General features: G+C 50.7%; 22 protein-coding genes. 15 read left to right on the plus strand and 7 right to left on the minus strand.

Annotated features, from left to right (window positions below; all coding sequences use genetic code 11):
- Positions 1–107: 107 nt before the first annotated feature.
- Entirely contained in the window at positions 108–1,295 is a 1,188-nt protein-coding gene (locus ACLIN2_RS01750; protein ID WP_400588485.1) for a cation:proton antiporter, read from the minus strand.
- 232 nt (positions 1,296–1,527) lie between these two features.
- Here ACLIN2_RS01750 and ACLIN2_RS01755 point away from each other — a divergent pair, with 232 nt between their 5' ends.
- Together ACLIN2_RS01755 and ACLIN2_RS01760 are read left to right on the plus strand one after the other, a co-directional pair.
- Complete coding sequence (locus tag ACLIN2_RS01755) at positions 1,528–2,124, plus strand: TetR/AcrR family transcriptional regulator (RefSeq protein WP_411503066.1); 597 nt, start codon at positions 1,528–1,530, stop codon at positions 2,122–2,124.
- A gap of 84 nt (positions 2,125–2,208) precedes the next feature.
- On the plus strand, positions 2,209–2,466 hold the full coding sequence (locus ACLIN2_RS01760) for an SRPBCC domain-containing protein (RefSeq protein WP_411503067.1): 258 nt from the start codon (positions 2,209–2,211) through the stop codon (positions 2,464–2,466).
- A 35-nt stretch (positions 2,467–2,501) separates the two neighbouring features.
- Here ACLIN2_RS01760 and ACLIN2_RS01765 read toward each other — a convergent pair whose 3' ends face one another.
- Entirely contained in the window at positions 2,502–3,131 is a 630-nt protein-coding gene (locus tag ACLIN2_RS01765) for an RraA family protein (protein ID WP_122960240.1), read from the minus strand.
- Positions 3,132–3,369: 238 nt separating this feature from the next.
- On the opposite strand from ACLIN2_RS01765, the gene ACLIN2_RS01770 reads away from it, so the two are divergent.
- Both ACLIN2_RS01770 and ACLIN2_RS01775 read left to right on the plus strand, forming a co-directional pair.
- On the plus strand, positions 3,370–4,434 hold the full coding sequence (locus ACLIN2_RS01770) for an isocitrate/isopropylmalate dehydrogenase family protein (protein WP_411503068.1): 1,065 nt from the start codon (positions 3,370–3,372) through the stop codon (positions 4,432–4,434).
- A 27-nt stretch (positions 4,435–4,461) separates the two neighbouring features.
- Positions 4,462–5,133, plus strand: a complete 672-nt coding sequence (locus ACLIN2_RS01775) for an aspartate/glutamate racemase family protein (RefSeq protein ID WP_411503069.1) — start codon at positions 4,462–4,464, stop codon at positions 5,131–5,133.
- A 94-nt stretch (positions 5,134–5,227) separates the two neighbouring features.
- Here ACLIN2_RS01775 and ACLIN2_RS01780 read toward each other — a convergent pair whose 3' ends face one another.
- A complete protein-coding gene (locus ACLIN2_RS01780; RefSeq protein ID WP_411503070.1) occupies positions 5,228–6,421 on the minus strand; it encodes an MFS transporter in 1,194 nt (397 codons plus the stop codon).
- Positions 6,422–6,528: 107 nt separating this feature from the next.
- Here ACLIN2_RS01780 and ACLIN2_RS01785 point away from each other — a divergent pair, with 107 nt between their 5' ends.
- The gene (locus ACLIN2_RS01785) at positions 6,529–7,479 is read left to right on the plus strand and encodes a helix-turn-helix transcriptional regulator (RefSeq protein ID WP_411503071.1); all 951 of its coding nucleotides are present in this window, start codon (positions 6,529–6,531) and stop codon (positions 7,477–7,479) included.
- A 154-nt stretch (positions 7,480–7,633) separates the two neighbouring features.
- On the opposite strand, the gene acnA is transcribed toward ACLIN2_RS01785, so the two are convergent.
- From acnA to ACLIN2_RS01800, 3 genes are all read right to left on the minus strand, one after another.
- On the minus strand, positions 7,634–10,345 hold the full coding sequence (gene acnA, locus ACLIN2_RS01790; protein ID WP_411504503.1) for an aconitate hydratase AcnA: 2,712 nt from the start codon (positions 10,343–10,345) through the stop codon (positions 7,634–7,636).
- 107 nt (positions 10,346–10,452) lie between these two features.
- Positions 10,453–11,340, minus strand: a complete 888-nt coding sequence (locus ACLIN2_RS01795) for a LysR family transcriptional regulator (RefSeq protein WP_411503072.1) — start codon at positions 11,338–11,340, stop codon at positions 10,453–10,455.
- A 40-nt stretch (positions 11,341–11,380) separates the two neighbouring features.
- Entirely contained in the window at positions 11,381–12,301 is a 921-nt protein-coding gene (locus ACLIN2_RS01800) for a LysR family transcriptional regulator (protein ID WP_411503073.1), read from the minus strand.
- A 215-nt stretch (positions 12,302–12,516) separates the two neighbouring features.
- Between ACLIN2_RS01800 and ACLIN2_RS01805 the strand changes: the two genes are divergently transcribed.
- From ACLIN2_RS01805 to ACLIN2_RS01845, 9 genes are all read left to right on the plus strand, one after another.
- On the plus strand, positions 12,517–13,863 hold the full coding sequence (locus ACLIN2_RS01805) for a M20/M25/M40 family metallo-hydrolase (protein WP_411503074.1): 1,347 nt from the start codon (positions 12,517–12,519) through the stop codon (positions 13,861–13,863).
- A gap of 59 nt (positions 13,864–13,922) precedes the next feature.
- A complete protein-coding gene (locus tag ACLIN2_RS01810) occupies positions 13,923–15,506 on the plus strand; it encodes an ABC transporter substrate-binding protein (protein ID WP_411503075.1) in 1,584 nt (527 codons plus the stop codon).
- A gap of 30 nt (positions 15,507–15,536) precedes the next feature.
- Positions 15,537–16,496 (plus strand): ABC transporter permease, encoded by a 960-nt coding sequence (locus ACLIN2_RS01815; RefSeq protein WP_411503076.1) that lies wholly within the window; start codon positions 15,537–15,539, stop codon positions 16,494–16,496.
- A 12-nt stretch (positions 16,497–16,508) separates the two neighbouring features.
- Positions 16,509–17,438, plus strand: coding sequence for an ABC transporter permease (locus ACLIN2_RS01820; protein WP_411503077.1), 930 nt, complete (start codon positions 16,509–16,511; stop codon positions 17,436–17,438).
- A 16-nt stretch (positions 17,439–17,454) separates the two neighbouring features.
- Positions 17,455–18,417, plus strand: a complete 963-nt coding sequence (locus tag ACLIN2_RS01825) for an ABC transporter ATP-binding protein (RefSeq protein WP_092276747.1) — start codon at positions 17,455–17,457, stop codon at positions 18,415–18,417.
- A gap of 14 nt (positions 18,418–18,431) precedes the next feature.
- Positions 18,432–19,418, plus strand: coding sequence for an ABC transporter ATP-binding protein (locus ACLIN2_RS01830; protein WP_411503078.1), 987 nt, complete (start codon positions 18,432–18,434; stop codon positions 19,416–19,418).
- A 34-nt stretch (positions 19,419–19,452) separates the two neighbouring features.
- Entirely contained in the window at positions 19,453–20,589 is a 1,137-nt protein-coding gene (locus ACLIN2_RS01835; RefSeq protein ID WP_411503079.1) for a C45 family autoproteolytic acyltransferase/hydolase, read from the plus strand.
- 36 nt (positions 20,590–20,625) lie between these two features.
- Positions 20,626–21,210, plus strand: coding sequence for an SGNH/GDSL hydrolase family protein (locus ACLIN2_RS01840; RefSeq protein ID WP_411503080.1), 585 nt, complete (start codon positions 20,626–20,628; stop codon positions 21,208–21,210).
- Between the two features lie 254 nt (positions 21,211–21,464).
- Positions 21,465–22,583, plus strand: coding sequence for a PepSY-associated TM helix domain-containing protein (locus tag ACLIN2_RS01845; RefSeq protein WP_411503081.1), 1,119 nt, complete (start codon positions 21,465–21,467; stop codon positions 22,581–22,583).
- 67 nt (positions 22,584–22,650) lie between these two features.
- Here the strand turns inward: ACLIN2_RS01845 and ACLIN2_RS01850 are convergent, their stop codons facing one another.
- Positions 22,651–23,259 (minus strand): TetR/AcrR family transcriptional regulator, encoded by a 609-nt coding sequence (locus ACLIN2_RS01850; protein WP_411504504.1) that lies wholly within the window; start codon positions 23,257–23,259, stop codon positions 22,651–22,653.
- A gap of 225 nt (positions 23,260–23,484) precedes the next feature.
- Here ACLIN2_RS01850 and ACLIN2_RS01855 point away from each other — a divergent pair, with 225 nt between their 5' ends.
- Positions 23,485–24,681: a PLP-dependent aminotransferase family protein gene (locus ACLIN2_RS01855; protein ID WP_411503082.1), complete on the plus strand. Its 1,197-nt coding sequence runs from the start codon at positions 23,485–23,487 to the stop codon at positions 24,679–24,681.
- Positions 24,682–24,692: the final 11 nt, after the last annotated feature.

A 24,692-nucleotide genomic window follows, 5' to 3' on the forward strand; every position in this document is an offset into this window, starting at 1 on the left:
TGTCGCTGTTCCAAATTTCTAGGCTCAGTTGAAAGGTATTAGATGGATTCCCTGGTTTTTATTTAACGCTGCAGGTGACTTAGCGATTTAAGAAGTCGAGGGTTTACCTAAGAATGTTTCTTAATGCTAATGGAGAAGATCATTGGCGATAACACAGAAGTAATGATAGCGACCACAATGGCTGCATCTTGTATTCCCCTGTTAATTACCCCCAGCCTTAAACCGATCGATGTCGCAACAACGATTAGCGTCATTCTTGATGATAGGAGAAAGCCTCCAGCAAGAGCTTTCCGCATGTTTAGAATTGGTGCGAGACACATCATCGGGAGTACTTTAACGATGTAGGCTGTGGAAAGGAGAAGGGGAACCCAACTTATTGCAACGGGAGATTTTACAAAATCCTCTATATGAAAATGAAAGCCGACCATAACGAAGAAGATCGGTATGATAAAGCCGTATCCGATTCCCTCTAGCTTCTCCTTAAACGGGTGATGATCTTGGAGCTGCAGACTCGATAAAAGAAAACCGGCCAAGAAACTACCTAAAATAGGCTCTGAACCTGTCAGGTCGGTGAAGATGCCATATAAGCCAAGAATAGCTAGTAGTCCTTGCAATTGGACAGTAAAATTTTTGCGGATTTCCATTTTCCAAAACATGCTTTCCCTTAGCCTGAGAATGGTCTGATAGAAAATGACTGATAGAGGCAGGAGTAAACCTATGGAAGCCTGACGCCAAGTCAAACCAGTATAGTAAGATCCTCCAATCGTGGAGAGCACGATCATCGTTATAAGATCAGCGAGAATGGCCGATGTTAGCAGCAACTGACCGTACTGGGTATGGATGATTCCCGTTTCCTTGAGAACGGGCATTACAATTCCAAGAGAGGTTGTCAAAAGAATGAGCATCATCATCCAGGACTGTGTAGAAGGGTCAATCTGGTGTATTCGCATCCCGATCAGCAGGGCCAATATCGCACTCCCCATAAATACGAATAACCCAATGATTAAAGTATTTTGCCGTAGCTTGGTCCGCTTTTGAAAACGAAGACAGGTTAAATCGACTTCCATTCCTGACAAGAACATTAAATAGTAAAGTCCAAATTCACTTAATCCGTCCAGCCATTTTATATCCTCTTGACGAAACATTTCTTTACCGAAGTAGGAAATAACCATTCCTAAGATCAAATATGTCAAAACAGATGGAATCCGGAAAGGCTTTGTTTTACTAAGCAGTATTTGCACTGCGAATATAAAAAGAAATAACCAAAAAAGAGAGAGCAAAGGACCATTCCCCATAATAAGAAGTCACCCCATTCTTTATAAGGTATGCTAGTCCGATTCTCCATTATAACAATGAATCATTTTCTTCACGTATGCGTACCTGTTCCCAAAAGAATGGCTGCAAGGTGTTTTCTTAAATGATGGGAGATATTTACATCAAGAACAAAGAGAATATGATAAACTCATTATATGATAGTGGGCACTAACTAACTGTATTTTTCTCGACCATTGCCGGGAAGGTGAGGATTTGGAAGACAAGCAGACTTTGGACAGTAAAAGCAGGTTGATGCTGGCTGCCATCGACTTAATGGCCGAAAAAGGCTACAAGGGGGTATCGACCAAGGAAATCGCTGCAGCAGCGGGCGTCAGTGAAATGACGCTGTTCCGCAACTTTGGCAGCAAGTTCAATTTGCTGGAGAAAGCGATTGATCGATATCATTACTCGATTGAAATGACCCGGATCTTTAACGAGAAGGTCACATGGGATCTGCGGACGGACTTGCTTATGTTTAGCCAAATGTATCATGAAATCATGGACCGTAACCGCAAATTATTCCTCATCGTCTTAAGGGACGACGAACTGATCGAAATCCGCGAGAGGGCACAAAAGCATCCGCGTAAATTGCTGGAGCTGCTGACGAATTATTTTACCGAAATGCAGAGCCGGAATCGAATGATCCAGACTGATGCGGAAACACAGGCGATTACGTTTATGTGGATGAATTACGGTGCCTTTATGACACAGCTCTTCGGGGCGTCGACAATTACGAAAGTAACCTTGCCTGTATTTATAGAGTCGAGTATCGAGCTATTCGTGAGGGGGTTGAGTATAGATGAGCAATAAATCGTCTACATCGAACAAGGTTGTCGGTTTAACGGCTTCGACCGGCAACTGTGGATCGGGACCGTATCGCCCCTGTCCTTTCATGTGGGGGAGACCTTTCAATCCACGGAAGGCATTTCCGGCCAATTCCGGGTCGTCAAACCGTATCAGCAGCTCCGCTTACGATGGGAGAAGCGGGAGTGGGGAGAGCCGTCCACTCTGCAAATTCGGCTGCTGTCCAATCACCCGGACAAAACGACGATCAGTTTTCACCAGGAAAGACTGGACAATCCGCTTGCGCGGGAGCAGATGAAGCTGCACTGGGAAGGGGTATTGGCCGCAATTCGGGATGCGTCAACATAAAAAAAGCGCCCTGGGAAAGGCGCTTTTTGTGTTGTTTACTTACCTGCCGAGGATGCAAGAAACTTATCCAAATAGGCTCGTACTGCCTCCGGATTGCCGGAAACACTTGCCTCACGCTCTTGGTCTTTGACCAGCTTATCCAGAGCCTGCTGCAGGATCTCTTTTTCCTGTGCTTGCGGGATCACGACTACACCGTCTGCATCCCCGACGATGATGTCTCCTGGCTGGACGCTGGTTCCGCCGCAGGAGATGGGCACATTCAGTTCGCCCCAGCCGGCTTTGCCACTGGCAGCCACCGTTGTTCCTTTGCAAAAGACAGGGAAGTCCAACTGCTTGATCCCGACGATATCCCGGATGACACCGTCTACGACGATTCCCTGTATGCCCAAGGTTTTGGCGAGACCCACAATGAAATCGCCGGCGATGGCGCGGTAGGTGTCTCCTTTTGCATCGATGACGAGGACATCCCCGGGCTGTGCCTCGCGAATGGCTTTCAGAACAGCCAGATTGTCTCCGACAGGCATTTTGACGGTAAAGGCTCTCCCGGCTAGATGGTATTCCTCTTTTAAAGGCTTGATGGAGCTATCCATGTTATGAAGTCCTTGCATCGTATCAGAAATGCAGGTGGTAGGAACACTCTGGTATTTCGCGACGATATCCGACATTGCTTCTCCTCCTTAGGGGCATGAGTGATCAAGGTACATGCATTATACGTTACGTCATGACTGGCTGAAAAATAGCTTGTGTTTATAACGAGCCATAACCAAACGAGATAATAACCAAAAGCTATGGGACCCGATTCGAAATCCGTATTTTATTTCGATACTGATCTGGATTACATTTTTTACAGATGACTCGTACTTGCCTCGCAAATAAACGTCTGTAGAAAGGACTTGATGGAATATGGCGACTTATCAATTGGGAGTGTTGTACGGAGATGGGATTGGACCGGAGATCGTCCAGTCCACAGTAGAGGTACTGCGAGCGGCAGCGGAGCAGGTAGAGGGAACCTCGTTCGATTTTATCGAGCTGCCTATGGGGTGGACAGGTATTCAAGAACACGGAGAACCTATCCCTGCGATTACTAAAGACTCGCTGGTAACCTGTCACGGATGGATTATGGGGCCGCATGATTCTTCGGCGTACCCGGCAGAGCACCAAGCGAAGAGAAATCCGAGCGGGGAGCTTCGCCATCATTTTGATCTATATGCCAATGTAAGACCGAGCAAGACGATCGCTGGTGTCAAAAGCTTGGTGGGAGAAGCCGATATGGTGATCTTTCGTGAAAATACCGAGGGCTTCTATCCGGATCGAAATATGTACGCAGGCAGCGGGGAGTACATGGTAAATCCGGAGACTGCCATCGTAACGGGAGTGTTTACGAAAAAAGCTGCCGAGAGAATCGCGCACGCCGCCTTCCGCATGGCGATGCAGCGCCGAAAGAAAGTCACGATTGTTCATAAGGCGAATGTGATCAGGCTGGGCTATGGATTGTTCCTGAATACGTGCAGAGAGGTAGGCAAGCTGTATCCCGAGGTGCAGGTAGAGGATTACCACATCGACGCAATGGCTGCACACATGGTTCGGCGGGCGAAGGACTTTGACGTGATAGTGACGACCAATATGTTTGGGGACATTCTCTCCGACCTGGCGGGTGAGCTGGTAGGAAGCCTGGGACTGGCACCTTCGATTAACACCAACGACCATCAGGCGATGGCTCAGGCTGCACATGGCTCTGCTCCAGACATTGCAGGGAAAAACATAGCCAACCCGGTAGGAGAGCTGCTGTCTGCGGTCATGCTGGTAGATTGGCTGGCGAGCCGTCATGAGGATCACGGCCTGCATCAGCTGGCAAGGAAAGTGGAGAACGCCATCATGAAGACGATGTACGACGGTATCCGCACGCGTGATTTGGGCGGAGAGGCATTGACAACGGAATTTACCAAAGCGATTGTGGAGCGGCTATAAATTCGGGGGAAGCGGGGGATGGGTTCTATGAAAACCAGGATCGGTTTGGTCCATGCGACGATGAATTCGGTTTCGCCTATGCTAGAAGCCTTTCGCACCCATTATCCCGAAGCGGAACTGGTCAATCTGATGGATGAAGGCTTGCTGCTGGCGGTGAATGAGAAAGGAGGCATCACTCCTGAAATCCTGCAGCGTTTTGAAGACCTCGTCCAAAAGGCGGTCGATTCCGGCACGGACGGAGTGCTGCTCTCCTGCTCTGTTTTTTCTCCGTATGTTCCGGCTATTCAAAAGAAGTATGCGATCCCGATTTTGAGTGTCGATGAGGCGATGCTTGCGCGTGCAGTGCTTTTGGGGGAGCGTATTGGGGTTGTCGCGACGGTGGTAACGGCTGGTCCCACCACAAAAGGGTTGCTGGAGCAGTTTGCCCAGGCGAGTGGAAAGGCTGTCCGGGTCGATGTGGAGATTGTGACGGAAGCCTTCGAAGCGCTAAAAAAGGGCGATCCAGAGCAGCATAACCGCTTGATTCAGGATCGGGCAAAAAGGCTTGCTGAAAACGCAGACGTCCTCGTTTTGGCGCAGATCTCCATGGCGCGAGCGGCTGCGGGATTGAATGAGATCGGCATCCCGGTTCTTACAAGTCCGTTGACCAGCACCAGCTCTATCATGGAACAGATTCGGGCGAGAAAAGGGCTCGAATGAGCTGGACCAAGCGGTTTAGGAAGGGCATCGAAAACAAAGGGAGCAGTTCTTTGGCAGACAGACCGCCGAGGAACTGCTCTTTTCTTCGTCTAGATCAGGAAACCGAGGTCGCTTCTTTCCCTGTTCGTTCTTCGTTTTTTCGAAAAACGCCTCCGTATAAAAACATGGCAAGGGAAAGCGCCAGACAAATGGCTGCGAATATTCCGATCGACGCATAGCCGCCGAGCTGGACATAGAGCAGGCCAGCTAACCACGCACCGAGCGTGTTTGCCGCATTCATCGTGGAGTTGGCGAGGCTGGAAATCGTCCCGCGGATGGAGGCGTTCAGCTCAGTAAGAGCTCCCATGACAAGCGGGAAAATGATCCCGAGCGTCGCAAAAATGATCAGGTAGAGGATGGCAACGACAGATAGACTCGTCAGCTGAGGCAATAGAACGTACAAGAGGACGAGCAAAGACATGCTTGCCGTGATCGCTCTCATCGGTCCCATTTTACGAGTCACAAAGCCGCTTACCATACTTCCCAGCAGCGTACCGAAGCCAAGGCACATCATCACCGTCCCGATCTGCGCGATGGGAAGCTCGAAGCGGTCCGCCATCCATTTCCCTACGAAAGCGAAGGCGGTACCGCTCCCCAGATGGAGAAGCAGGTAAGCAAAGAAGCCACTTCTAGCCCTGCTGCTTGTGATCAGCGGAACATACCGGCTGAGAATGGATGCACGGCTGCTCCCCATGGGCACAGAGGGCTTCATGTCGGGAAGCAAAGAGAATGCGATGGCTGCCAAAAGCAGGGATAGGGCACCGATCGTCCAGAACGGAACGGACCAGTGAGCAGCTGCGAGCCAGCTTCCGATGGGTACGCCGAGCGCTTGGGCAGCGGCGAGTCCGCCAAAGGCAATGCCCATTGTTTTCGGGATGCTGGATGCGGGCAAGACCATGGGGATGGATGCCCAAACCTGGGGAGCCGTAAACGCGGCACTGACACCAGCCAGGAAGCGGAACAGACACATCGTCCAGAAGCTATCGGCAAAGCCGCAAAGAATCGTGGAGAGGGAGAAGGCGAACAGGCCGCTGAGCATCACCGTTCTGCGGTTCCACCCGTCTGACAGCGGTCCGGCGATCAAAGCAAAGATCGCGGAGCCTAGCGTGTAGCCGCCGATCATCCATCCGGCAATTCCCGTCGATACGCCGAATTGCGCTTGCAAGGTTGGAAGCATGGGGGAAACCAGAAAAGTATCGGTGCCAATCATGAACATGATGAGAAAGAAAAGAGCGGTATATTTGCGCATGGTCGATCACTCCTCTTAAGGTAAGGTTGCTTGCTGAGTTCATCGTACGTCATAATGGTGACAGAATCTGTCATGGACTCAACGATTTACAAAAGGAGGTTGTCAAGATGCCGAAATCCAAGAGGTTGATGGAGCTGATGATGACCGTTAACAGGAAGCGGCGGTTCAAGGTGCAGGAGCTTGCCGATGAATTTGGCGTCTCCAAGCGGACGATATTACGGGACTTGCAGGAGCTGAGCGAGCTGGGGGTGCCGCTTTATTCGGAAGTAGGACCACATGGCGGCTATCAAGTGCTTCGGGAGAGGGTACTGCCCCCGATTGCATTTACAGAGGAAGAGGCCGTGTCAATGTTCTTTGCGGTGCAGGCCCTGCGCCATTACTCTTCCCTGCCTTTTGAAGCAGAATCTGCGTCGGCACTGAATAAATTTTACCTGCATATGCCTGGAGACGTTCGGGATCGGATCGACAGCATGAAAAACCGGGTCGACTTCCTTACGCCGACAAGAAGAGGAGATGCGCCGTGCTTGGCCATTCTGTTGGATGCTGCTGTTCACCAGAAGGTACTCACCGTGGAATACGAGTCGAAGGAGGAAGAGGCGAAGTGCCGCCAGATTCAGCCTGTGTGCATCTATGCGCACAACGGCTTCTGGTATTGCACGGCGTATTGTTTCCTGCGCCAGGGATATCGCGTGTTCCGCTGCGATCGTATCCGTGAAGCGGCATATGACACATCTGGAACAGAACCACTCGAGCTGGGAGATATACGCCTGAGCAGACGGGATGCTGCGGAGCCTCGAGAGCCGATTCGACTGCGGGCACAGCTGAGCCGAATCGGAGTTCAGCGCTGTGAGGCCGAGCTGTGGCTGGCCCCCATGCTGCAGGTTCACGCGGACGGTAGTGGTACGATTGATCGGGATGTGTCCCAGGGGGATATCCCCTTTTATACGGACTTTTTCATCGGGCTGGGAGAAGAGGCGGTCTTGCTGGAGCCAAAGGAGTTGAGGGAGGCCATACGCAGGAAGCTTGGTGAGATGCTGGAGCGATATAGAGGAATCTAAACGGAAGTCGTCACTGAATCAGAAGGATGGGGGCTGGTTTGTGTTTTTCCTGCTGCTGGATATGGTCGTAAAGAATTTGATATGAGGAAAAGAAGCAAGCACAAGCAAAGAGCTCATGCACCCGCACGAGCTCTTTTTTCTATCCGGTATGTGCTCAATCGAGAACCAGTCTTCTGACTACCGACTGCATGATCCCACCGTTGCGATAGTACGCAATATCCACGACATTATCCAAGCGCACGATGACGTCAAAGAGAAACGAGCTTTTGTCTGGACGAGTGGCTTTCACTTGGATGATCTGCCCCGGTTTGAGATCATTTTGCAAGCCGATGGTTTCAAGGCTCTCATGGCCTGTGATTCCGAGAGAGGCAGCGCTTGTCCCCGCTACAAACTGCAGAGGGAGAATGCCCATTCCCACGAGGTTGCTGCGATGAATCCGTTCAAAGCTCTCCGCGATGATGAACTTCACACCGAGCAGGTAAGGTCCTTTGGCAGCCCAGTCACGAGAGCTTCCTGTACCGTACTCCTTGCCGGCGATGATTGCCAAGGGGACGCCTTCTGCTTGATAGTGAACCGAGGCATCGTAGATGGTCATGACTTCCTCGCGCGGGAGGTAGGTAGTGACACCGCCCTCGGAGCCTGGTGCCAGCTTATTGCGAATACGTGGGTTGGCAAAAGCACCGCGCACCATGACGAGATGGTTGCCTCGGCGGGAAGGATACGAGTTGAAGTCTTCCACGCCTACCCCCAAGGACTGCAAATAACGGCCTGCCGGACTTTTCGGAAGAATGCTGCCGGAAGGAGAAGCGTGGTCCGTGGTGACGGAATCGCCCAGATAGGCGAGAACACGTACGGACGTGATTTCCCGAATGTCGGATGCTTCGATAGCCAAATCCGACAGAAACGGAGGCTGCTGGATATAAGTAGAGTCTGCATCCCATTCATAGAGCAGTCCCAGAGGAGGTTCGATGGCATTCCACTGCTCGTTGGCAGAAAGAACGTTCTGATAGCTTTTGCGGAAAAGCTCAGGGCGAACTGCATGGGCAATCCCCTCCCGAATCTCAGCAGCAGAGGGCCACAGGTCCTTTAAGAAAACGGGCTGTCCCTCCTGATCGTAACCGATTGGCTCAGTGGCAAAATCAATGGTTACGGTACCTGCCAAGGCATAGGCGACGACAAGCGGGGGAGAGGCTAAATAGTTGGCTTTGACCTGCGGGTGGATGCGCCCTTCAAAGTTGCGGTTGCCGGACAGAACAGCTGCCGTGACCAGATCATGCTCGACAATCGCCTGACTGACCTCTGCAGGCAGCGGGCCTGAGTTGCCGATACAGGTCGCGCATCCATATCCAGCGACATGAAAGCCGAGGGCATCCAAGCTTTTGGACAGACCTGACTCGTTCAAATAATCGGTAACGACCCGAGAACCGGGAGTCAGTGACGTTTTGACGTAGGCAGGCTTCTTCAATCCCTTTTCCACAGCTTTTTTGGCGAGGAGCCCCGCACAAATCAAAACGCTCGGGTTGGACGTATTGGTGCAGCTCGTAATGGCAGCAAGCACGACAGCGCCATGGCGAAGGGCCGTTTTTTCACCTATGGGATCTGTCAGGTGGGACGACTTGAGCAAATCGGCTTCGGACAAGCCGTAGCCGCCTTGATCGATAGGCGCCCGGATGATTTCCTCAAAGGATTGCTTCATAATGGCAAGCGGTACCTGGTCCTGTGGTTGTTTGGGGCCGGCCAGACTGGGAACCACCGTGGACAGGTCGAGCTCGATGACGTCTGTATAAACCGGTTCCTCGCCGTTTTCCGATACAAACATGCCTTGTGCCCGGTAATAGGCTTCAATCAGGGCTACGTGCTCTTCGGTGTGCCCGATCATGCGCAGGTAGTTCAAGGTCTCCGAATCGACGGGAAAATAGCCCATGGTCGCTCCGTATTCGGGTGCCATGTTTGCGATGGTTGCCCGATCGGCTAGGCTCATGGTGCTGACGCCAGGTCCGATGAACTCGACGAATTTACCTACGACGCCCTTTTTTCGGAGGAGATGAGTGACGGTCAGAGCGAGATCGGTAGCCGTCGCCCCTTCTGGCAAAGAACCCGTGAGTCGAAAACCGACCACTTCCGGAGCGACGAAATACAAGGGCTGCCCAAGGATGGCCGCTTCTGCCTCAATCCCGCCGACACCCCAGGCGACGATGCCAAGGCCGTTGATCATCGTGGTATGAGAATCCGTACCGACGAGAGAATCGGGATAGAGAACCGTGGCGCCGTCGACCTCTTTGGAGGCGATTACTGTCGAGAGGTACTCCATATTGATTTGGTGCATGATCCCGGATGCGGGAGGAATGATCCGTATATTTTGAAAAGCGTCCTGTGCCCAGCGGAAAAAGCGAAAGCGTTCGAAATTGCGCTCGAATTCTCTTTGCTGGTTCAAGGCTAATGCATCCGAAGTGCCAAAATAGTCGACCATGACGGAATGATCAACGACGAGATCGACGGGAATCAGTGGATTGACGCCAGAGGGGTCTCCACCAATGGCCTGTACGGTTTCACGCATGGCTGCAAGATCGACCAAGGCGGGCAGACCCGTCGTGTCATGCAGCAGGACGCGAGTAGGCTTAAAAGGGACCTCTTCGTTCGGATCGCGCTGGGTTGCACTGTTGGCGAGCTTGCTAACATGCTCTGCTGTAACAGTCACCCCGTCAAACTCGCGAACCGCTGCTTCCAAAAGGATCTTCATGCAGTAGGGCAGCGACGAGATCTTCCCTATTCCTGCTTCCTCAAGTGCCTGGATTCGATAGTATCTATAATCTTGACCGTGGCCAGGAAAGGCAGTCACCGCCGCCCGAATAGCCTGTTCTAGCATTTTCATACGAGTTCACCTCATCAGATGTGTAGCGAAGCACCTGTAGTATAGCGTGAGGAAGAAATCGTGAAAAATAAGAAAACCGCATGAACAGGCATAAGAATTTTTCATGATCCGCTTATTGCTTCTGAATCCTCGAAGTCGATGCCCTCCATAAACTGAATGAATGCTTTCACGACGTTTTTCTCCAGTGACTCTTCGTGATAGAACATCCATGTATTGCGCAAAACAGGTGTGTTTTCCGAGGTGAGAAGCTCTCTTTTATAGAGATTCGGTGCATCGCTGACAAACATGGAAGGCAAAATAGCATATCCCAAGCCGCTCCGCACCATTTCTTTGCAAGTATCGCCGCGATCTACCTTCATCGAAATGAGAGGCGGCTTGGTGTAGTTCTCGGCCCACCAGTTGTCGACCAAGGCTTTGAACATCTGGTCCGTCTCATAATCGACTCTCGGCAAATCAGGCAATTGCGCGAGGTCCATCTCGGTTTTTGATACGAGCAAAACCTTTTCCACAAACAGCAGCTTCTTTTGATCCGGCCAGCTGTACTCTCCACGAACGAAGCCGATATGCACGTCGCGGTTGTAGACTTTATGCAGCACATCCCTGCTAAGACCTGTCTCCACCTGAAAATCAACCAGTGGGTATTGCTCGTTGAAAAGCTTTAAAAGGGTCGGGAGCTTATATTTGGCAAAGAAGTTCGAGACCCCTAGTCGCAGAGTCCCCGCTACACTTTGCTGGAGGTTGGATACTTCCTCCTTGATTTCGCGAATCGTCGTGAGAAGCTGCCCTGCCCGTTTCGCCAGCAGCTCGCCCTCGGGAGTAAAGTGAACGCCTTTGATTCCTCTATTCACGATCTTTACGCCAAATTCGGCTTCGATCTGCATCAGCCGCTTCGTCAAGGCAGGCTGGGTCAAAAACAGGAGCTGTGCGGTCTTGGTAATGTTTTTTTGGCTATGGAGGAGATGTAGTATCTGCCAGTCGCGATCATCCATGAAAAGCGCCCCCTCTCTAGGTAATATAGGCTCTCTGTAGTCATTTTTCTGATTGCTGGGATGGGGGAAAGCTCTGAGAGCGGACGAAGGAGACGAACTTATCGACGATGTTCAGCTGCATGGAGGATTCCTTGTATTGCAGCCAGGTTGTCCGCTTGATGGTTTCCCCGTTTTGGCGTAGCAGCCTGATCTTGTGCAAGTCGTCCCCCTCGTTGATGAACGTCTCGGGAATAAAAGCGTAGCCCAGATCATTGATCACCATTTCCTTGCAGATCTCGTAGCTGTCTACCATGACCGTAGTAAGCGGCGGTACACTGTATCTTTCTGCCCACCAGCTGCGCATGTTGTCTTTGACCGATACTTGTGGCCGGAATTTGCTTGGGATCGGCTGCTTAATATTGTAGCTGTACTCGATCCTCTGCAGGTTTGGCAATTCATCGAGGTCAATTTCGTGCTTGGAGATCAGGCACAGATTCTCTTCCGTAATCGGATACTTGGGATCTGTCCATTTGTATTCGCCCCGAATGAAGGCGACATCCACGCTTTCCGTATCCAAAAGCTCCATGATTTTGGGGGAAGGACCTGTATACACGTTGTAAATCACCTTGGGGTATAGCGTGACAAAGCTCTTCATGAGGGAAGGGAGATAATACCTGGCGAAAATACTGGCAGCTCCAATGCGCAGCGTCCCCTGTACATCCGAGGACATATTGGCGAGAGAGTCTTTCGCGACGCGGTATTCCGCAAGCATTTTATTGGCGAAGGAAACGAGATACTCGCCCTGCGCGGTAAACTTGATGCGCTTTCCATTCTTGATCAAGATTTGCGTATCGAGTTCTTTTTCTAGCTGCTGGATCCGATAGGTGAGAGCTGGCTGCGTCATGAAGAGCCGCTCTGCTGCTTTCGTCAAATGCATCTCCTCGGCAATGTACCGAAGAATGGTAAAATCCTTTTCTTCCATGAGGGCACCTCTCTTCAAAGGGGAGGATTTGTCTCTCCAAATTTTATGCGCGGTCAAACAATTAAGCAATTCTGTCAATTCTAACTCTACCACAATTGATAAGAGTTTTTTTGGAACAACTCGCGAATTTATTAATTTTACCTATCAAGAGAGGCATCATATAATCTTCAGTAATCAGAATTTACAAAATTATACCTGCGAAGTTGGAGGCAGAAATGGAGCAAGTCTATCGCTATATTGATGAAAACAAAGAGATGTACGTACAGTGGCTGCAGGATTTATGCAAGCTCCCAAGTGTCTCCACGTATGACCAATCGATGAAAGAAACTGCGGAGGTGGTTAAAACCTATTTAACAGAAGCAGGGGTGCCTACGGAGATCTTGCAAATGCCTGGCCAGCAGCCTGTAGTGTACGGACAGACGTCTCGTGACAAAGAGAGTACGATTTCCTTTTACAATCACTACGATGTGCAGCCAGAGGACCCGATCGAGCTGTGGGAGAGCCCGCCATTTGCAGCTGAGATTCGCGAGGGCAAATTGATTGCGCGAGGCTCAGCTGACAACAAAGGCGCCTTGATGGCCCGAATATGCGCCGTTCATGCCTATCAAAAGGTGTATGGAGGGCTGCCTGTGAACATCAAATTCCTGATAGAAGGAGAAGAGGAATCAGGCGGCAGCCGGCACATCAAACATCTCGCAGCTACACAGCCCGAGCTTCTGCAGGCCGATCTGTGCATTTGGGAAAATGGCTTCGTCAATAGCGATGGCAGCTTTGAGGTCAAGCTGGGCAACAAGGGTCTCCTTTTTGTGAAGCTCGTAGCCAAGGGAGCCAACACAGACCTGCATTCTTCCCATGCGAGCATCATCGAAAATCCGGCTTGGCGGCTCGTCTGGGCACTGAATACGCTGAAAAACGATAGTGATGAGGTTCTGATCGAGCATTTCTATGATAAAGTCGCCCAACCGACAGAGGGAGAAAAAGAGATTCTCGAGCGGATGGATCTCGAAGAAGAGGAGATGCTGGCACGTTTGGGTCTGGATCGCTTCATCCGCGATCTGCGAGGGAATGAGCTGAGAGAAAAGCTGGTTTTTCAACCGACCTGTAATATCTGCGGGATTGAATCCGGTTATACAGGCAAAGGCTCCAAGACGGTCCTGCCATCGGAGGCGTGGGTGAAAATCGATTTCCGCCTCGTACCCAATCAGGTGCCAAAGGAAATCTTGCAGCATCTGCGCAACCATCTGGATCGTCACGGTTTCCAGGATATCGAGATTATCGCCAACGAAGGAACGCAAGCCGCCAAGACAGATCCGGATCATCCGCTCGTAAAAAAGGTTATGAAAGCGGCTACAAAAATGAAAGGTATCCCGCCGCGAGTCATCTTGATGAATCCAGGCTCGGGACCGATGTATGCGCTCTGTCAGCAGCTGGGGATCCCTGCAATCGGCTTCGGAGTAGGCAATCCGGATTCTCGCAAGCATGCGCCGAACGAAAATATTTTGATCAAAGATTATCTGGATGGAATCAAGATGGCGGCAACCGTTATACATGAATGGGTCTAGCAGAGCAAGTCTGATGAATTCATTGAGTATTCGTTCTTTTATAAAAAGAGGGGGCAATTATGAAGAATCAAATGTCGCGTTTCCTGTTGGCTTCCACGTTCGCTTTCACTCTCGTCATGATGACGGGCTGTGGCTCGCAAACCTCCACTCCCGCACCGGGACAAAATGCAGCACCTGCAGCTGCCACCGCGAATAACGCAACGGCTGAAAAGGTATTAACCATCGCGAACGGCAGTGACATGCTGAGCTTCGACATTCATGACCACAGCAGTGCCTCGACAGAAGCCATCCATGTGAATATCTTCAACTACCTGCTCAAGCACGACGCAGAAGGCAAGTTTGTTCCCGACCTGGCAGAATCCTGGGAAAACGTCAATCCAACCACTTGGCGATTCAAGCTCCGTCAAGGCGTGAAGTTCCAAAACGGCGATCCGTTCACAGCTGCCGACGTCAAGTTCACGCTGGAGCGTGTGGCAAAAGACGAGAAGCTCTCTGAGCACTCCAATTACGACGAAATCCAAGAAGTGAAGGTCGTCGACGATCACACCGTAGATGTCATTACCAAAAATGCCGACCCGATTCTTCTCAATAGACTGTCCCGCAGCGGTTCCAGCATGCTTCCTTCCAAGTACATCGCCGAAAAGGGCTGGGAAGAGTTCCTGAAAAATCCGGTAGGAACCGGACCGTACAAGTTCCAGGAGTGGAAGCGCGATGATCGCCTCGTCCTGGTGAAAAACGATGGGTACTTCGGAGACAAGCCGAAATGGGACAAAGTCATTTTCCGAGTAATCCAAGAAGATTCCACGAGGGTAGCGGAGCTGATGACCGGTGGAATCGATGTCGCCTTGAACATACCTCCCAGTGACGAAGAGCGCATCGAGAGCAATGAAGGGACAAGCGTGATTACAGGACCGAGCCAGCGCGTCATGACGATGGAAGTGCGTGTAACCCCAGGCAGAGTGACAGCGGACCCGCGTGTTCGTGAAGCGATTGACCTGGCGATCGATGAGAAAGCGATTATCGACAATCTGTACGCAGGTAAAGGAACACCGACGCAAACCCGCGTGACACCAGGAAACTTCGGTGCGCATATCGGGCTCTACAACAAATACAACTACGATCCAGAGCGTGCGAAGCAGCTGTTAGCGGAAGCGGGATATGCAAACGGCGTGGACGTGACCTTCACTGCACCGAGTGGACGCTACCTGAAGGATAAAGAAACAGCTGAGCTGGTTACCGCGATGCTGACAGAGGTAGGGTTCCGCGTGAAGCTCGAGCTGATGGAATGGAGCGCCTTCAACGAAAGACTATCGGCGCGCAAAATGGACGAACTGTTCATGGTCGCCTATGGAAATTCCATGTTCGACGCAGCGCTGGCGCTGGATCGCGTGACGATTGCCAGAACGAAGGATCGTACGGATTATACGAATCCAGAGGTAGAGGCACTGTACAAAGCAGCGAGCCAAAATATGAATCCGACAGAGAGATTGAAGCAATTCGAGAAAATCCAGGAGATTGTCGCGAAAGAGCTTCCGCAAATCTACCTGCTGCAAATGGACTCTACCTACGGAGTGAACGATCGCATCGCCTATAAACCTCGCGTAGACGAAATGCTGTATGTCGATGAAATAACGCTGAAATAAGAGGAAGGTTTCGGGGAAAAGGGGGCTTTCATGAGCTCCTTTTCCCCATTACATCATCGCGGAGGTGAAGTCGTGAGAAATTATCTAATCAAATCTGTGCTCCAGATCATTCCCGTGCTGCTCTTAATCTCTTTGATCGTTTTCATTCTGGTGCGTGTGACAGGCGATCCGGTCGCACTCATGCTGCCAGAAACAGCTTCCGATGAGGATCGAATGGTTCTCACGAGAGCACTTGGACTGGACCAGCCAATCTACGTCCAATACATCAAATTCATGGGGGACCTCCTGCAGGGAGACTTCGGAACCTCGTATCGCTACAACCTTCCGGCGCTGCCGATCATTTTGGAGCGGCTGCCCGCGAGCTTCGAGCTTGCGATTGCTTCGATGATCATCGCGACGCTAATATCCGTTCCTCTGGGGATATTGTCTGCTGTGAAACGCAATTCGTATCTGGATATCTTCATCACGGGTGCATCTGCTTTGGGCAAAGCCATTCCGCATTTCTGGCTGGGCATCATGCTGATCCTGCTGTTTGCCGTTCAGATGAAAATCGCTCCCGTATCGGGCAGAGGAACGTTTGAGCATTTGATTTTGCCGGCCTTGACCTTGGGTGTCGGGATCGCAGCGGAAACGACGAGGCTGATTCGTTCGAGCATGCTCGATATTTTGGGTCAGGATTACATTCGGACCGCGCGCAGCAAAGGCTTGATTGAAACCCTGGTCGTGTGCAAGCATGCCTTTCGCAACTCCTTGATCCCGGTTGTGACGATTATGGCCTTGCAATCCTCTGCTCTGATCGGGGGAGCCTTGATCTCCGAAACGATCTTTGCCTGGCCGGGGATGGGGCTGCTGATTGTCCAAGCGGTAAATGGCCGCGATATGGCAATCGTGCAGGCATCCATCTTTGTCGTCGCGTTCATCGTGATCTTGGGCAACCTGATCGCTGATATTTTGTATCGACTCCTGGATCCTCGCATCAAGTACAAGTAAAGGGGTGTAACTGTGACGACACCAATTCAAACTGAGACTGCACAAATCGTGACCGTTCGTGAGAGAAAAAAATCGGGAAATCTATCGCGCTTTTTTCACCTGCTGTGGAAAAGCAAGGTGGGAACAATCGGCCTGCTGATCATGGCAGCGATTGTCTTCGTGGCTGTTTTTGCAGGAGCGATAGCCCCGCATGACCCTGTGAAAACGAATGTTTCCAAACGCCTGCTCCCGCCGATGTGGCTGGAAAAGGGGAACTCTGACTATCCGCTGGGTACGGACAATTTAGGCCGCGATGTTTTAAGCCGCATTATATACGGTTCACAGGTTTCCCTGATCGTGGGTATTTTCGCGGTCATGCTGGCAGGAGCGATCGGCGGTGTGCTCGGGCTGGTCTCTGGCTATTACGGCGGCTGGATCGACGCGATCATCATGCGAACGGTCGATGCGTTTCTCGCTATACCGAGCATGCTGCTCATGCTGATCATCCTGTTTGTCATGGGGCCAAGCCTCGGAACGCTGATCTTTACACTAGGGATCACCAACTGGGTCAAGTACGCCCGCATCATTCGCGGAGAAGTGCTCAGTATGAAGGAGCGCGATTTCGTCAAAGCCTCCCGCACAGTGGGCGCCAGCGATGCCCGGATCATTTTCACGCATATCCTGCCGAATGTGACCTCGTCCTTTATCGTCGTCTCTACGATTAGCGTGGCGGCAGCGATCATCTCGGAAGCTTCACTCAGCTTTCTGGGTCTAGGTGTCCAGCCCCCGACGGTTTCCTGGGGAGGCATGCTCAGTGATGGCAGGCAGTATCTGGCGACGAGCTGGTGGGTCGCTACCTTTCCTGGCATAGCCATTACGATTACGGTTCTGGGAATCATCTTTTTGGGAGACTGGATCCGCGATGTACTCGATCCAAAAATGAAGGCAAAAGGCTCGAAATAGGAGAGGGGGGAAACGAGTGCAGCACAAATTGTTGGAAGTCACCAACCTGCAGACACATTTTAAAACAGAAGATGGCGTCGTACCGTCTGTGAATGGCGTGTCGTTTTCCGTATCCAGAGGGGAGACGCTTGCGATCGTAGGCGAGTCCGGCTGTGGGAAAAGCGTAACCTCGCTGTCTATTATGAGGCTGGTCGCATCTCCCGGAGAGGTAGTCGGCGGAGAGATTCTGTTTGAAGGCCAGGATCTGTTGAAGCTGGGCAAAAAAGAGATGAGGAAACTGCGCGGGAACAAGATTTCGATGATTTTTCAGGAGCCGATGTCGTCGTTGAACCCCGTGTTTACCATCGAAAATCAACTGGGTGAAGTATTTCGCATCCATGAAAGGCTGGATAAGAAGCAAGCGAGGCAAAAAAGCATCGCGATGCTGGAGAGAGTGGGCATACCCAATCCGGAGCGGGTCGTAGGCTATTTTCCGCATCAGCTGTCTGGCGGTATGCGGCAGCGGGTCATGATCGCGATGGCACTGGCGTGTAACCCGGCTCTGCTCATCGCAGACGAGCCGACGACCGCATTGGATGTGACAATACAGGCGCAAATTTTGGAATTGATGAAGTCGTTAAACAAAGCGTATCAAACGGGGGTCATCCTCATCACGCATGACCTGGGGGTCGTGGCGGAGATGGCCGACCGGGTCGTGGTGATGTACGCCGGAGAAGTGGTGGAGGATGCTTCTGTCTTTGATTTATTCGCGAATCCGCAGCATCCGTACACGACGGGGCTCATGAAATCGCTGCCGAAAATGGATGAGCAGCTCGAGGAATTAGACTCGATTACCGGCTCTGTTCCGAATCCACTAGAGATGCCAAAGGGCTGTGCTTTCCACCCACGCTGCCCGAAGGCGACGGTCGAATGCACACAGATCAAGCCGCAGCTGGAAGAGTATCGTGCCAATCATCTGGTTCGCTGCTTGCATACATAGGGAGGTGATCGGCAATGGCGCTAGACACGGCTCCGTTATTGGAAGTCAAAGGATTGAAAAAATACTATCCCTTTAAAAAGGGGATGTTTTCGTCTGAAGTAGGCTATGTAAGGGCAGTAGATGGTCTGGATTTTACCGTTCAACAAGGTGAGACGCTAGGAATCGTGGGGGAATCCGGCTGCGGGAAATCGACCGTTGGACAGCTGATCCTGCAGCTCTTGGAGCCGACTGAAGGAGAGATCTGGTTTCAGGGCAAGGATGTCTCGACTTTCGGGAAGTCCGAGCTGAAGCAGGCGCGGCGAAATTTGCAAATGATCTTTCAAGACCCTTACTCCTCCTTGAATCCCCGCATGCGAGTCGAGGATATTGTGGGAGAACCTCTGAAAATCTTTGAACGGTACAGCAAAAAAGAGCGCAGAGAAAAGGTAGTGGAGCTGCTGCGGCTCGTCGGGCTGGATACGCACCATCTCTCCCGGCATCCGCATGAGTTTAGCGGAGGTCAGCGGCAGCGCATCGGAATTGCTCGTGCCCTGGCGTTAAATCCAAAGATTATTGTCTGCGATGAAGCCGTATCGGCATTGGATGTATCGATTCAATCGCAAATATTGAATCTGCTCCGAAAGCTGCAAAACGAGCTGGGCCTGACGTACATTTTTATCGCCCATGGATTGCCGGCGGTCAAGCATATCAGTGATCGGATCGCCGTGATGTACCTGGGGAGAATCGTGGAGCTGGCGGATCGAGACACGCTGATTGCCAGCCCCAAGCATCCTTACACCAAAGCTTTGCTATCTGCGGTACCGATTCCAGACCCGTTGCTGCGAAAGGAACGGATCATTTTACAGGGAGATTTGCCGAATCCGGCGGCTCCACCGTCTGGCTGTCACTTTCATACGCGCTGTCCCTACGCCCAGCCTGTCTGCGAGACGAAGTCACCCGAGCTTATGGCATACGGAGGGGGGCAGGTAGCGGCCTGCCATTTCCCATTAGAAGCTGAATAATAGCCATCATTCATGAACAAAGGAGAGAACCGTCATGAGCGAATCAAAGTCTCGGAACCTATCTACCCGTTCTACTAAAAGCTTTCCGTTCTATTGCTTTCAGGGAACCTATCGCCAGATCGGCCGGCAGCACGGGGAAGCGTGCAGAGAGCTGATCCATAAAAATCTGGAGCTGGCTAGCGAGCGTCTTCGGAGAAAATATAATGTTTCCTCACGTGAAGAAGTGGCAGAGGCTGCCCTGCAGTATCGGAGCTATGTGATCAAATACGCACCGCAATTCGACGAAGAAATTCAGGGCTTGGCAGAAGGCGCGGGAATCTCTCTGGGAGAAGCTTACCTGTTGCAGGTCCGGGCCGAGCTGAATAAAATTTTTCAAACCAATCAGACAGAGTGCACGACGTTTGCCGTTGCCGCAGAAGCGACAGCAGACGGCTCGCCACTCATCGGTCAGAATGCCGATCTGCCTGCTTTTTACGGTGAGCTGAGTATCGTAATTGAGTCGATCCCCGATGAGGGGCCTGCGACTCTCATGCTGACACCTGCGGGTCAAATCTCCTTCATTGGGATTAATGATGCTGGAGTGGGGGCATTCGGCAACTTCTTGACGTGTGATGGGTGGCGAGTAGGCTTCCCACGGTACTTCTTTACGAAACTGGCGTTGACTCGCAGTACGACAGCAGAAGCGGTAGAGCTTGTAGATAGCCTCTATCGCGCCTCCTCGCGCAACCTGATCATGCTGGACAAACAAGGCGGCATCGTCGATGTGGAGACGATCCCGTCCAGAATCTCCCGCATCGAGGCGAAAAATGGCATTCTGGCTCACTCCAATCATTTCGTCAGTCCAGAGCTTATGGGCGAGGAACGCTTAACAGGAATTGAACTGGAAAATTCCCGCGTCCGCATTTCCCGTATGACAGAGCTGCTGGAAGCGAACAGAGGCAAGCTGAATGCCGAAGTGATGCAGGATATTTTGCGTGATCGTGGAAGCTATCCGCATTGCCTTTGCCAAATCGAGGGAGACGAGGGCATGCAGGCACCAGGAGAGAGGGCGACAGATATCATTACCTTTGCTTCTGTGATTGCGGAGCCTGCCAAAGGGCATTTGTGGATCGCGGTCGGGCCGCCTGACCAGTACGAGTACAAAAAGTATTCGTTCTCTGCTCGAAACTAACCATTTTGCTGGCTGCAGAAAGGAGACCCGTCATCTATGAAAGTCGTCTGCTTTGGAGACAGTTTAACGGCGAGGACAGAAGGCCATGATCGTCCTTTGTTGTCGATCATGCTGGAGGCGAAACTGGGCGCAGAATGGGAAGTCGTCAACGCGGGTGTACCTGGAAACAATACGTTTCAGGCGCGGGAGCGGGTAGAGACGGACGTCTTACAGCACGCTCCTGATCTAGTGACCGTGTTTTTCGGGGCCAACGATGCAGCCTTTCACAAACAGGTCCCTCTGCCAGACTTCAAAACCAATCTCAAGGAAGTGGTCACGCGCATTGGGCCGAACAGGGTCATTCTGATTAGCCCAGCACCAGTTGACGAGCGTTTACAGGAGTTTCGGACAAATGAAGTCATGCAGCAATACGCCGATGCTGTCCAGGAAGTGAGTGAGGCGACAGGCTGCCATTACCTCGATCTTTTCAAGAGAATGATGGGACTGCCGAACCTTCAGGAGGTTTTGCGAGGGCAAAGAAACGATGGCCTCCATTTTGGGGAGCTAGGATACGAGGTTTTGTCGGAAGAGATCCGTCGGAAGATAAAAAGAGTTATGCAAACAACGAAAGAAGCTAAATAGATTGGATAAAAAGAGCAGGTAGCCTCGGTACCTGCTCTTTGTTATAGAGATAAGAATCTATGAGATTCGTATACGCGCAAATACAAATACGACTTCACCCCATAAAGTTTGAAGATGACTTCAATCATAAAATTTTTTGCAAAAAACTCGCGAAATTACTAATTTTACCTATCGATTGAGGGGGGCTTATAATCAGCTTGTATTTGAAAATTCAAATTTTTCTATAAAAAAACTGAAAGAGAAGGGAGCATTATATGAGTGTTAAAAAGGTATTCGAGAAGGTCCATAAGTATTTGAGCTTCGTGTTCGGAATCTTTATCGTGCTTCTCTGTTTGTCGGGCAGCATCTTGGTCTTTGAGCATGATATTAAAAACTTCCAGCACCCGGAGCTGTACAAAGTAAGTCCAGGGAATGCTACTTTTTCAGAAATAGAAACCAATATGAAAGAAGCTTATCCATCGGGGAAAATTGATCGCATATACACACCGGAGGGTCCATTTGGTCAAGGGACGTATCTGTATAGGGTGAAAGAAGGAAAGACGGTCCACACATTAAGTATCGATCCGGGAACAGGTGAGATAAATGGCACCGAGGGTGATGAAAGTCCATTTATTGTTTGGTTGAAATCCTTTCACTCGACCTTGCTTATACCTGTTTATGGCATTGATGTAGTGGGATGGATCGGGTTTATCCTAGCCTTTATTCTCATTACCGGGCTCTATATGTGGTGGCCAGGGATCAAGAGAATGCTTCAAGGTTTAAAATGGAGAAAAAATGCCCCCAATTCTTATGCGAAGTTCTCAAGTTTACATAGAGTGATTGGAGTGTACACTATCCCCATTTTGCTGGTTATTACTCTAAGTGGAGCACTGATCCCTTTCTATGTAACGATGTTGGGATGGTTTGGTATTGACTCCAGTATGCCAGCTGAAAAACTGACCTTGCAGCCAACGCCTGAGGGGGAGCTACCCCTAGACGTACTCCTCGCCAAAATAAAAGAAGATGGTCCAAATGATGTTATATCCCAGATTCGCTATCCTGCCTCACCGGAAAAGGCAATCGAGTTTCGTACCAATCGGGTGCAGGATCCGGGGTTTGGAAGCAATCGAATTTATATGAACCAATACACAGGCGAGATTATCGGAAAGCAAGGACCGGATACTACACCCGGCTGGATCGTGAAGGTGTGGTTGTTCCCCCTTCATACGGCTGTGGAATACAACTTGTTCCTAAAAATCATCTATGCACTTGCTGGGCTTGTCCCCGTTTTCCTCATGTTTTCGGGATTGTACATCTGGTGGTATAAGCGAGGGAAAAGAAAACGATCGACTGCTCAAAAAAAGGATGAGAAGCAGAAAGTATTGATATCCTAGTTTGTGACAAAAGCCAGGGGAAGAATCCCGTGGCTTTTTGTTGGTTTTTTCTTATAGGCGGCTCTGGTTAATAATACAGACCACCCGTATAAAGCGCCGTAATATTATGAGTAATTTCCGATATGGAATGCTTGTTTGTCTGATTCACAATATCCCATAAATGCGATTCGTTAAGAGAAAACCAATTCCTCGCGACCAAATAGTTATCCAGATCGGTCCGAGCCAGTCCAGTTTTCTGAGCGTAGGCGACGTCTTTGGCGATCTGTTCTACAAAGCTTTCCCGGATTTCGATCCACTTTTCCTGGACTTTATCGGAATGGCGAATGGCCTCCATAAATACCTGCATGATGGCCTGCTCCTGGATCGCGTTCTCCAGAAATAAACGGGTTTGCATCGTGATCATATCGATGGCTTCCTGTTTGGATGTCGGTTCGAAGCTCATTTTGGCAATCTCGTAAAAGCGATTCATGACATCATCCATCAGCACGATCAATAGGTCGTCCTTGCCGCTGAAATGAATGTAGGCTGTGCCGTAGCCGGTTTTTGCCTTTTTGATGATTTGGGAGATCGTTGCTTTTTGAAATCCGAATTCAACAAATATATCGTATCCAGCGGCTAATAATCGTTTGCGGGTATTGATCGAGCGTAGATTTCTACCATCTATATGTTCCGAGATCTTCGTCACGTACCTTCCTCTTTTCGATCATTTTTCCTCATCTATTACTGATATTACCTAATTACGATCGGAAATCAAAGACGAACAAGGGCGTTTGACAACATTACTTGACGCCATGTCACATATATTTTATATTAGTGACATCACATCATATTTCCAACTTTTCCACTCAAACTAATATTCTCACTATTTACACTTTTACATAATAGAAGGGGGATTCTACTCATGAGCTACCGTTTTGCTGACCGGACCAAAATGTTTAAAACCTCGGCGATCCGCGAGATTGGAGGCATCATCCAAAGAAAGGGGAGCGATGTTATCTCTTTTGCGGGAGGAAACCCGCATGAGCCTTATTTCCCTACTGCCGAAATCCAGCAGGCATTCGAAAAAGTATTCGCATCCGGCAATGCAAGCCTGCAGTACGGAATGACGACAGGCTACATGCCGCTGCGTGGAGCGATCAGTGAGCGGGTCACGTCCAAGGGCATTCAGGCCAAGCCAGAGGAGATCCTGCTGACGACTGGCTCGCAGCAGTCGATTGACCTCTTGAGCCGCGTCATGCTGTCACCGGGCGATGTCGTGCTGACGGAAAACCCAACCTTCCTGGCTGCGACACAGGCATTTGAATCCTACGAGGCCAAATTGGTTGCCGTTGAAGGGGACAAAGACGGGATGTACCCGGAAGACCTCGAGCAGAAAATCAAGCAACATCAACCGAAATTCGTCTATGTTGTCCCTACCTTCTCCAATCCGGACGGAAAAGTCTGGAGCGAAGAGCGGCGAGCTGCTTTGCTGGAGCTGGCGTACAAGTACGATACACTGATCCTCGAAGACGATCCGTACGGGGACATCCAGTTTCATGAGGAGGAAAAGTACACGCCGATCGCTGCCATGGACGAACGGAAAACACAAGTCGTGTATACAAGCTCTTTTTCCAAGACGGTCGTACCCTCCCTGCGTATCGGGTGGGTGACTGGTCCTGAGGCTGTCATCAAGTACATGTCTCAGATCAAAGAAGCGGCAGACCTCATGTCGAGCCCACTGGACCAGCAAGCGCTGTACTATCTGCTGCGTGATATGGACCTGGATGCGCACATTCGGATGCTTAGCAAAAATTACTATCAGCATATGAGCATTATGCGAGATTATTTAAATACCTTGGATGAGAATCTGGTTTCCTGGGTGGAGCCCAAGGGCGGGATGTTTATCTGGGCGAAGGTGCACGAGAGTATCAATGCAACAGAATTGCTGAAGCAGGTCCTGGAGCACGGTGTTGCGTTCATTCCGGGCGGTCCTTTCTTTGTAGAAAATCCTCAAGAGAATACGCTTCGTTTGAACTTTACGCACCCGAATCCGGAAAAGATCAAGATCGGGATGGAGCGCTTGACAGCAGCGTTTAAACAATCGGTTAAATTGGGCTAGAAAAAGGAGAG

The organism is Brevibacillus centrosporus (assembly GCF_046622605.1).
GTDB classification, from domain to species: Bacteria; Bacillota; Bacilli; order Brevibacillales; family Brevibacillaceae; genus Brevibacillus; species Brevibacillus centrosporus.

Coding starts and splice junctions, on each gene's coding strand:
- ACLIN2_RS01750 (WP_400588485.1), bottom strand. CDS start 1,295: ATGGGGAATGGTCCTTTGCTCTCTCTTTTTTGGTTATTTCTTTTTATA.
- ACLIN2_RS01765 (WP_122960240.1), bottom strand. CDS start 3,131: ATGTCGGATATCGTCGCGAAATACCAGAGTGTTCCTACCACCTGCATT.
- ACLIN2_RS01770 (WP_411503068.1), top strand. CDS start 3,370: ATGGCGACTTATCAATTGGGAGTGTTGTACGGAGATGGGATTGGACCG.
- ACLIN2_RS01775 (WP_411503069.1), top strand. CDS start 4,462: ATGAAAACCAGGATCGGTTTGGTCCATGCGACGATGAATTCGGTTTCG.
- ACLIN2_RS01780 (WP_411503070.1), bottom strand. CDS start 6,421: ATGCGCAAATATACCGCTCTTTTCTTTCTCATCATGTTCATGATTGGC.
- ACLIN2_RS01785 (WP_411503071.1), top strand. CDS start 6,529: ATGCCGAAATCCAAGAGGTTGATGGAGCTGATGATGACCGTTAACAGG.
- acnA (WP_411504503.1), bottom strand. CDS start 10,345: ATGCTAGAACAGGCTATTCGGGCGGCGGTGACTGCCTTTCCTGGCCAC.
- ACLIN2_RS01795 (WP_411503072.1), bottom strand. CDS start 11,340: ATGGATGATCGCGACTGGCAGATACTACATCTCCTCCATAGCCAAAAA.
- ACLIN2_RS01800 (WP_411503073.1), bottom strand. CDS start 12,301: ATGGAAGAAAAGGATTTTACCATTCTTCGGTACATTGCCGAGGAGATG.
- ACLIN2_RS01805 (WP_411503074.1), top strand. CDS start 12,517: ATGGAGCAAGTCTATCGCTATATTGATGAAAACAAAGAGATGTACGTA.
- ACLIN2_RS01810 (WP_411503075.1), top strand. CDS start 13,923: ATGAAGAATCAAATGTCGCGTTTCCTGTTGGCTTCCACGTTCGCTTTC.
- ACLIN2_RS01815 (WP_411503076.1), top strand. CDS start 15,537: ATGAGCTCCTTTTCCCCATTACATCATCGCGGAGGTGAAGTCGTGAGA.
- ACLIN2_RS01830 (WP_411503078.1), top strand. CDS start 18,432: ATGGCGCTAGACACGGCTCCGTTATTGGAAGTCAAAGGATTGAAAAAA.
- ACLIN2_RS01835 (WP_411503079.1), top strand. CDS start 19,453: ATGAGCGAATCAAAGTCTCGGAACCTATCTACCCGTTCTACTAAAAGC.
- ACLIN2_RS01840 (WP_411503080.1), top strand. CDS start 20,626: ATGAAAGTCGTCTGCTTTGGAGACAGTTTAACGGCGAGGACAGAAGGC.
- ACLIN2_RS01845 (WP_411503081.1), top strand. CDS start 21,465: ATGAGTGTTAAAAAGGTATTCGAGAAGGTCCATAAGTATTTGAGCTTC.
- ACLIN2_RS01855 (WP_411503082.1), top strand. CDS start 23,485: ATGAGCTACCGTTTTGCTGACCGGACCAAAATGTTTAAAACCTCGGCG.